The organism is Micromonospora sp. NPDC049230 (genome assembly GCF_040647875.1).
Taxonomy (GTDB): domain Bacteria; phylum Actinomycetota; class Actinomycetes; order Mycobacteriales; family Micromonosporaceae; genus Micromonospora.
Genome location: NZ_JBEZCZ010000012.1, coordinates 67135 through 76252 on the forward strand (window position 1 = coordinate 67135; position 9118 = coordinate 76252).

Below are 9118 nucleotides of genomic sequence, written 5' to 3' on the forward strand. Positions count from 1 at the left end.
ACAGTGGACGTCTTCGGACTGCACATCCGTGACGAGATCCGTATCGATCAGGCGTTCGTCGACGCTCTGCCGCCCTCGCCCGCCAGCGGTGGTCGAGCACTTGTCTTCATCGGCCGCCGGGTGGTGCTGCTCGGCGCGGTGATCCGCGGCTTCCGCAACGTCTTCATCGTCGGTGACGAGGTGGTCGGCGCCGGCCCGGCCGGTACGCCCTCGCTGGCGATGGAGGTGCCCGGCACCCCGGCGCAGGGCGAGGAGGGCCTCGCCGGCCGCCAACTGGTGATCCACGCCCGCAGGTTGACGGACGTCTCCGCCACCAGCACCGGGCAGCGCGGCGGCAAGGGTGCGACAGGTGACCCCGGCCCACCTGTCAACGACCCGAACGTCTCGCGGACCACGGCGCTGCCACCACCGCCCCCGCCGCCGATCGGCGGGCATCCCGGCCTGCGAGGTCACCCGGGCGGCCCCGGAGGAGCCGGAGGTCCGGTGCACGTGTTCTTCGTCGAGGCTTCCGGCACCAACACCTTCGCCGGAGTCGGCGGCCCGGGTGGCACGGGCGGCGACGGTGGACCAGGTGGGCCAGGCATTCCGAACGAACCGGAGAACCAGGGACCGCAGGGGCCGCCGGGGGAGCCGGGGGTGCCGGGCGGCGCCCGCGCCGCCGAGGTGCTGGCACGCACCCCGCAGCAGTACGACGAGGAGCTACGCCCACAGCTCTCCGGGCGCGGTGGCGACCGCTGGGCCGAACAGCGCGGCAGGCAGGCGTGGTACGAGTTCCGTTCCGGGAACCTGATGGAGGCCGAACGGGAGTACGCGGCCGCCGAGCGGCTGCGCCCGGGCACCATGGCAGCACAGCTGCGGGCCCTCATGGCCGATCACCGCACCGAGATCGGCGTGGAACGCGACCTGGAGCTGGACCTGGTGCCGGCTGTCGACTTCTACGCCGGGCAGTGGCGTGCGGCGGCGGACACCCTCCGGGCGGCGCTGTTCGCGCCCGACGACGGCCCGCTGCTGCTCGCCGGCGACCAGCAACGGCTGCTGCGGGCCCGGGAGGCGATCCGCACCCAGTTGACCGCGCTGCTGGGCGACCAGGGGCCGCTGGAGGAGACAATCGGGGAGAGCGCCCGGCGTCGGCGGGCAGCCGCCGAGCAGGCCCAGCTGGCCTCCGGACAGCTGATCGGCCAGAGTGTGCTGCGCATCCAGGAACGGCTCGGCGACCTGACCGCCGCCGAGGCGATGATCTCGTACGGCTCCGGCGCTGTCTCCGGGTCCGACCTGGTCACGGCGATCGCCCAGGTGCTCGGCGCGCCCGACCCCACCCAGCCGCAGGGCGCCGCGGGGCTGCTGTTGCCGGCGGACACCGCCCTGCTCGTCGACGCCGCAACCGCGGCCGGCGGCCCGTACCTCGCCGGGCTACCCACCACCACCGAGCTGGCCGCGGCCGGTGTCGGCCTGGCCGCGCACAGTCAGTGGGCCCAGATCGGCGCCCCCGGCTCCGGACGGGTCGTGCACCTGCGCCGGGTCGCGGCCGACCTGCGCGCCGCCCAGGGCGACGGACCCCTGCGGGACCTGCTGGTCGAGCTGACCGAGGCCTGCCACAGCTGGCGGTTGGCGACGCTGCGGCTGGGGCAGATCGCCGGCACGACGGCGGCCGTCGCCGACCTCAAACGGCGTGCCCGGGAGGCGATCCGGGACCTGGACTCGGTGGCCACCGACGACCGGCCGGCCAAGTCGCCGGTGTCCCGACTGCTGCGCGGCCTGCTCTGCCTCTTCGACGCACTGGACCACTGGAGCCAGCGGGCCCAGCGGGCGTTGAAGCTCTACATCCTGGACCGCGGCAACCCCGGCGGCATCTCGGGACAGACCGCGGCGCTGGCCTACCCGGACCTGGATCTGGACCTGGACGAGAAGGTCCCGCCCGACTTCCCGGTGGGCGCCTACGACCTGATGATGAACGCCATCTTCACCCGGGACCCGGTGGCGGAGCGCGACCGGCACCGGGCCAGGGGGCGGTCACTGGTGGTCCAGGACGGCACCCAGGTGATCCACAACGCGTTCTCCGTCGACGTGCACACCGCCGCGATCAACCGGTTCGTCAACGCCAAGTCGCTGTGGTTCGACCTGCCGCTGGCCAAGCTGCCGCCCGGGCTGGCCGAGTTGAAGGTGGTCGGGGTCACCGTGAACCTTCGGGGGATGGCCGGCAACGACAACAGTCTGCCGATGACGATCACGCACGCCGGCTTCTCCCAACAGCGCGACCTTGATCTCGGCGTGCACGACCTGACCGGTCCACCGGCCACCCAGGAGCTGGTGCTGCGCTTCGAACCGGCCACCCAGGTGTGGACCGGCGAGACGGCCGCCGTCGCCGGTCAGGAGCACCTGTTCAGCCTGTACGGGCGTGGCCTCACCGGTGGCTGGACGCTGGCCTACGACTCGGTGACAGTCCCGTTCACCGGCCTGTACCAGGTCGACGTCAACATCCAGTACGAGGCGCTGGAGTCCCTCGACTCGGTGTCGCTCAAGCGGGTGGAGCACGCCCGCACCGGGCTCTTCGTCGGGGCCCGGGCGACCGGCCGGGTGCTGCTCACCGGCCCGGCACCGGTCGGCGGCAAGCGGGTCACCCTGCACAGCGACCGGCCCGAACTGGTCCGGGTCCCCAGTGGAGTCGACGTCGTCGCGGGAGCGTCCACGGCTGACTTCACGATCGAGGTGCTGGCGCCCACCGGTCCGCTGCCGATCGACATCTCGGCCAGCATGGCCGGCGTCCGGCGTGCGGCGATCGTGCACGTACCGCCACCGGTGCCGGCGGCGCCGCTGGTGACGACGGTGCCCCTGGGTGGTCCGGGCGCCGTCGCGGCGGTGGCGGTGTCCCGCGACGGTGCCGGCGGACGGGTCTTCGCCACCCACGCACCGCACGACCGGCCCGACGACGACGGGACCCTGAGCAGCTGGGACCTGGCACTGGCCCAGGCGCGGACGGTCACCGTGGGTCACGGGCCGCGCGCGCTCACCATCCAGCCGCAGGGCAACCACGGATTCGTGGTCAACGGTGGCCACCACGACTTCGCCGTGCAGCGCTTCGAGGTCACCGCAGGCCTGCCACAGCCGGGGATCAGCAGGCCGATCGGGCTGGGCGTGGTCGACGTGGCACTCGACGCGGCCGCCCAGCGGCTCTACGTGGTGCACCAGGGTGGTGCGCCGCCGGTGGGAGCCAACATGCACGTGCGGGTGCTCGCCCCGGCCGACCTCAGCGAACTTGACGTGGTCGGTGACGAGGACGGCTTCGCCGGGATCATCGCCGCCGCGGTGGACAGCACCGCGGCACGCGTCTACGTCGCCCGGACCTACCGTGCCGGCGTACCGCAGACGGCGGCCATCTCGGTGATCACCCGACGCGCGGACGGCCGGCACGCGATCACCGGCACGATCGACCTGGAGGACGTGCTGCTACAGCCGGTCGACGTGGCGGTCGACGTACCGGCCGGGTTGGTCTTCGTGTCCTGTCTCGGCGGCAACACCACCCACCCCGCGGTCGTGGTGCTCGACCAGGGCGACTTTCCCACCGACGGCGGCACCCGGCCGGTGCCGGCCGGCGCGGTGCTGCCGGTGCCCGCCGGTGGGCGGGCGGTGGCCACCCGACCGGGGACCGGCATCGGCTACGTCGCGACCTCGGCCGGTCTACTGATGGTGGACGGCCGCTCCCGGACCCTGCGGGTGGCGGTCAAGCTGGGCACCGCACCGTGCTCGGTGGCGGTCGACCCGGTCACCGGCGTGGCCTACGTCGGTGACTCTCTCGCCGGCACCCTGAGCCGGGTGCTCACGCCTGTCGACCTGGCACCTCGGGCGTGGCGCTAGCCGGGCCGATGCCCCGGTCGCGGGCGACCGCCGCGGCCTCCTGCCGGGTGCGCACCCCCAGCTTGTCGAAGATCGCCGCGACGTGGTGGTCCACGGTGCGCACCGACAGCACCAGGTCGGCGGCGATCTCGGCGTTGGTCCGGCCGGCGCTGAGCTGGCTGAGCACCAGCAGTTGCCGCTCGGTGAGGTGGGCCGGGTTGGCCCGGGTGCCGCGACGCGCACCACGGGGGACCCGGGCACCACGATCGCGCAGCCGGCTGCGGACCAGGTCGGCCGCCGCCACCGCGCCGAGCCCGTCGAGCATCCGCAGACCCTCGGCGACAGTGTCGGCGTCCGGGGATTCGGCCAGCTCCAGAGCCTGCTCGTACGGGTCGCCGTGGGTCGCCCACTGCGCCGCCGCGGTGGCCCAGTCACCACGAACACCCGCCGCATACGCCTGGGTCACCACCAGATCGGAGGCCTGCGTGCCCGCCAGATCGGACCCCCGCGTGCCCGCCGCATCGGTCACCGGGCTGCTGACCGCGCCGACGGTGACGCCCAGGCGGACCAGGTACCGCACCGCCTCGGCCCGGAACGGCGCGGCACCCGGGTGCGCGAGGCGGGGCAGCAACTCGGCGGCGACCTCCTCCGCGCGCTGACGGTCGTCGGTGAGCCAGGCCCACTCCAGGTAGGCGAGGCCCGCGTACGCCGTGCCCAGCAACAGTCGGCCGCGACGGGCCCGGTCCCACGCCTGCGCCAGCAGCGGCGCGGCGGCCGGGTCGCCCCGGCGGGCGCGTAGTCGGGCGTACCAGGGGACGCTGTAGACGTACAGCATGTCCGGGTGGTTCTGGCGCTGCGCCAGTGCGCGCAGCCCCGGCTCGGCGTGGTCCCAGCCGCCGCGGCGCAGCTCGACGAGCAGGTGGTGCACCCGCATGTTGTAGGCGTGCGACCAGAAACCGTGCTCCTCGGCGAAGGCCAGCCCGGCGCGCACGCACCCGGCCGCCTCGGCCAGTGCGCCCATCCGGAAGAGCATCTCGCCGAGGTTGGTGTAACCGCGCGCCACATATTCCAGCAGGCCGTCCTCGCGGGCCGTGTCCACGCTCTGGCGCAGCATGGCCAGCCCACCGGCGTCACCCACCTCGATCCGGGCGATGCCGAGATAGTTGAGGCACAGTGTGTCCAGGTCGGTGCGGCCGGCCTGACCGGCCCGCTTGCGGGCCGACTCCAGGGCGGTGACCGCCCGCGCGAAGTCGTCGGTCAACGCCAGGATGGCGCCCTGATAGAGGAGTGCGTGTGCCGCCGCCGCGTCGTCGGCCCGGTTGTCGAGGATCCGCACGGCCTCGCCCGCGGTCCGCTGGGCGGCGTCGGTCTCGCCAGCCATGAACTGGTGCCGGGAGACGCGGATCAGGCAGCGCCCCCGGGCCGGCTCGTCGCCGAGGGCGGCGTATTCCCGGGCGGCCTGCTCGCCGACCCGCACCGCCTCGTGGAACCGGTGCGCGTTGTAGAGCTCCCAGCCGTACTCGTCCAACAGCGCGGCGCTCTCCGCGCCGCCCAGCCGGTCGCGGTAGGGCAGCACCGACTCGAGCAGCACCAGCGCCTGCCGGTGCGAGCCCGCCGCCGCCGCGGCCCGGGCCGCGCTCGGGCCGACCGCGACGACTGTCGCCGGATCGTCCCCGGCGACCGCGTGGTGCACCAGGCGTCCCCGGTCCGGCGACGACTCGGCCCGCAGCGCCGCCAGCACCCGGCGGTGCAGCAGTCGCCGACGCAGCTCGGGCAGGTCGGCCTCGATCGCCCGTCGGGCCAGCTCGTGTCGGAAGGCCAGGCCGTCCGGGCGTACCTCGATCACCCCGTTCTGCTCCGCCTCGGCCAGCGCGGCCAGCGCCTGCGGCCCGAGCAGGATGGCGGCCAGGTCCACCCCGACCGCCCCCGGGATCACGCTGAGCTGCGCCAACGCCTCCTGACAGGCGGGTGCCAGGCGACGGCACCGGGCCCGGACCGCGTCGCGCACGGCCCCCGAGGCGGCCGAGCCGTCGGACGCCAGCGACTCGGTGACGAAGAAGGGGTTGCCGCCGGTCAGGGCGTGCAGCGCGGCGCCGTCATGGCCGGTGTCGGCCGCCATCCGGGCCACCGCGGTCGCGGACAGCGCGGCCAGCGGGACGCGGACCACCGGCGCCGCGGCCAACGACCCGAGCAGGCGGTGGACGGGATGCGCATCGTCCACGTCGTCCCGCATGGTCAGCAGCAGGACCGCCGGCAGCGGCCCGATCCGCCGGGCGGTGTAGATCAGCACGTCGATCGTCGCCTCATCTGCCCAGTGGATGTCCTCCACCACCAGGAGCGTCGCGGGGGCGGCGCGCAGCTCGGCCAGAATCGCGGGCAGCACCGCCACCAACGGGTACGTGGCCGCGGCGCTCGGCGCGGTTGGTGGGTGCGGGGCGGCCAGGGCGGCGGCCAGGGGACCACCGTGATTCGCCACCGCCTCGCGCAACGGCGCCAGCGGAGCGGGGGCGATCAGATCGTCGCAGCCGCCGGAGAGTGCCCGCACCGCCGGATCGACCTCGGCGAGCAGGTGGCGCACGACGCTGGTCTTGCCGATCCCCGCCTCACCGGTGAGCAGGGCCACCGAGCCGGCGCCGCCCAGCGCGGCGTCGACGGCGGCCCGCAGCGTGGTCAGCGCGGACCGGCGCTCCAGGAGCTGGGCAGGCATTCTTCGATGGTGCCACCCGGATCGGGCGTCGAGTCCGGTTGAGACGGCTTGCTGACCGTGCCGCCCGAAGCCGACGGCCGCGCCCACGGGTCGTTTCCGGGTGCGGCCGATGGGGTCCGAGGCGTACCGCAGTGTTCGCCTGACCGACGGCTCGTCGTGACGTCTCCGCCAGCTTTATCGATCCCCATATACCCATGACTGGACATCACCCACACCACTGCCAGCACGACCACGGATCCGACGACGAGGTGCCGTACGGCCAGGTCGAGGTCCCCGCAGGCCTCGGCCGACGGGCGCTTCTGGCCGGCGCCGGCGGGACGCTGATGCTGGCCGCGCTGCCGAGTGCGGCCCGGGCGGCCAACACGAGGACGGCCGGCGCCCCGACCGCGGCGGTCGGCGCCGGCCGGTCCTCCCTGATCACCCAGGGCACGACGTTGGTCCACGCGGACATGCACAACCACACGGTCATGTCGGATGGTGACGGCAGTGCCGAGGCCGCGTTCGCCTCCATGCGCGAGGCCGGCCTGGACGTCGCCGCCCTCACCGATCACGCGACGCTCTTCTCCATCGACGGGCTCAGCTCGTCCGAGTGGCGGACCACCGGTGACCTGGCCAACGCGGCCAACGACCCGGGTCAGTTCACCGCGATCCGCGGCTTCGAGTGGTCGCATCCGCTGCAGGGGCACATCAACGTCTGGAACACCTCCGACTTCGCCGACCTGTTGCGGGCCGGCAGCCCTGGCAGCCTGTACAACTGGCTCGCCGGCCGGCCCGGGGGTCTGGCGAGCTTCAATCACCCCGGTCGGGAGGCGGGCCGGTTCAACAACTTCTCCTTCAACGCCTCGGCCCGTGCTCAGCTCGTGGGGCTGGAAATGTTCAACCGCACCGACGACTTCCTCTTCGAGGGCTGGTCGTCGGGCATGACGTCACCGCTGGTGGCGTGCCTGAACGCCGGTTGGCGGCCGGCTCTGACCGGCGTCACCGACGAGCACGGCACCACCTGGGGCTTCCACGAAGGCAAGGGCCGCAGCGGCCTGTGGGTCGCCGAGAACACCCGCGCCGCGGTGTTCGAGGCGATGGCCGCTCGCCGTTCCTTCGCCACCCGCGTCTCGGGGCTGCGGGTGGACGCCGTCGCCAACGGTGTACGCATGGGTGGTGTGCTGAACATGACCTCCGGTGACGTTCGGTTCCTCCTCGATCTGGACCGCGGGCCAGCCTGGGACGGCAAGCCGCTGCGGATCCAGGTCCTCCGTCCCGGCACCTCGGCGCCGACCGTCGTCGACGTCGTCGACACCGTCAACGGTCAGGTCACCGACCTCACAGTGCCGCTCAACGTCACCGACGGCGACTGGGTGGTGCTGCGGATCTCCGACCCGTCGCTGACCAACGGCACCCCTGGCCCCGCCGGTCACCCCTGTAACGACTTCGCGGTGGCCTACACCAGCCCCTGGTGGCTCCGGCCCTGACCGTCGAGGTGCCGGTCCCGGCACGGCGGGCCAGCCGCGGGTGGCCGCGTCGGTCGTCCGGGACCGGCATCCGCTGTCGGCAGGCGACGGTTTCGTGTCCATCACCTCCTGCTGCTGCTCAGGCCGTGTTGTCGCTACGGATGTGAACGGTCCCACCGCCGCTGCGCAGTTCCTCCGTCACCTGCTTCTCGGTCAGGGCGACCAGGTGCGAGTCGATGCTCGCCTCGTCCTTGAGGCGCTGGTGCGTCCCGTGGACGAGGGCGGAGATCTCCCTCTCGTCAGCATCCGGGAAACGTTGTTTCAGCGTCTCGACCTGGCGTTGCAGGGCGATCTCCGGGTCGACGAGACCGCCACTGGCTGCGGGTTCGGTCATCACACACCTCGCCTGTCGTCTTCGGTGTCTGCACAGGTGGTGCCCCGAACATCCACTCGACACTCATTCGTTCGCGCAATGTTCACCTGGCCGGCTGCGCCCCGTCCTGGACGATCCCGGCACCGCCGTCGTGCTGGTCACCGTCGTCAGGGGCCGCAACCAGCTGGGTCGACGACATGCTGCGCGGGGAGAGGAACGCGAGGGGCACCGACCGCGACTATCCCGGCGCTCTCGCCGCTCACCTGTAGGTCAGCTTGGACCGGCTCCTCCGGGTGGCCTCCGCCATCAAGACACCCGGGGGCTTGCGGACACTGAATCCGCAAGCCCCCGGGTTCAGTTAATTACCGTTCCGTCCGCTGGTAGGGCTGGTAGTAGGACCGCCGTTCGGTGTCCGCCCGGCGAACTGCGGCGGCGTCACCTACAACCGAGCCATCATCGAGTTCGATCGCTGCGCCGCGCCGCCGGCCCGAAGCGACCACCGTCACCCGCCCGTCGATACACGCGGCGATCACTTTCTCGATGAGGGGCAGGTCCTCGTCGCCCGGCCCGAATTCCAAACGGGAGTCGAGCGCGAAACCGACAACAATCTCATGTGCGCTCCAGGCCACGCTGAATGGGCAGGGCCCAGTTTTTATCGGCTCCACAAATAGCGTCGAGACCCCATCTCGATCGATGTTCCACCTGATGGTGGCTGCGTCATTAATGTCTTCGACCATGTCTTTCAAGAACTTTTCCATGAAA

5 protein-coding genes are annotated in these 9118 nt (G+C 72.6%); 2 read left to right on the forward strand and 3 right to left on the reverse strand.

Annotation, left to right across the window (positions count from 1 at the left end; genetic code table 11):
- The first annotated feature begins 3 nt into the window (after positions 1–3).
- Positions 4–3852, forward strand: coding sequence for a hypothetical protein (locus AB0A95_RS13445; RefSeq protein ID WP_357555958.1), 3849 nt, complete (start codon positions 4–6; stop codon positions 3850–3852).
- Here the strand turns inward: AB0A95_RS13445 and AB0A95_RS13450 are convergent.
- Positions 3815–6538 carry an AAA family ATPase gene (locus AB0A95_RS13450; protein WP_357555959.1) on the reverse strand — a complete coding sequence of 908 codons (2724 nt, stop codon included), beginning with the start codon at positions 6536–6538 and terminating at the stop codon, positions 3815–3817. The genes AB0A95_RS13445 and AB0A95_RS13450 overlap by 38 nt on opposite strands.
- A 194-nt stretch (positions 6539–6732) precedes the next feature.
- Here AB0A95_RS13450 and AB0A95_RS13455 point away from each other — a divergent pair, with 194 nt between their 5' ends.
- On the forward strand, positions 6733–8004 hold the full coding sequence (locus tag AB0A95_RS13455) for a CehA/McbA family metallohydrolase (RefSeq protein WP_357555960.1): 1272 nt from the start codon (positions 6733–6735) through the stop codon (positions 8002–8004).
- A gap of 118 nt (positions 8005–8122) precedes the next feature.
- Here AB0A95_RS13455 and AB0A95_RS13460 read toward each other — a convergent pair whose 3' ends face one another.
- Positions 8123–8377 carry a three-helix bundle dimerization domain-containing protein gene (locus tag AB0A95_RS13460; RefSeq protein WP_357555961.1) on the reverse strand — a complete coding sequence of 85 codons (255 nt, stop codon included), beginning with the start codon at positions 8375–8377 and terminating at the stop codon, positions 8123–8125.
- A gap of 341 nt (positions 8378–8718) precedes the next feature.
- Positions 8719–9114 (reverse strand): hypothetical protein, encoded by a 396-nt coding sequence (locus tag AB0A95_RS13465; protein ID WP_357555962.1) that lies wholly within the window; start codon positions 9112–9114, stop codon positions 8719–8721.
- Positions 9115–9118 lie beyond the last annotated feature (4 nt).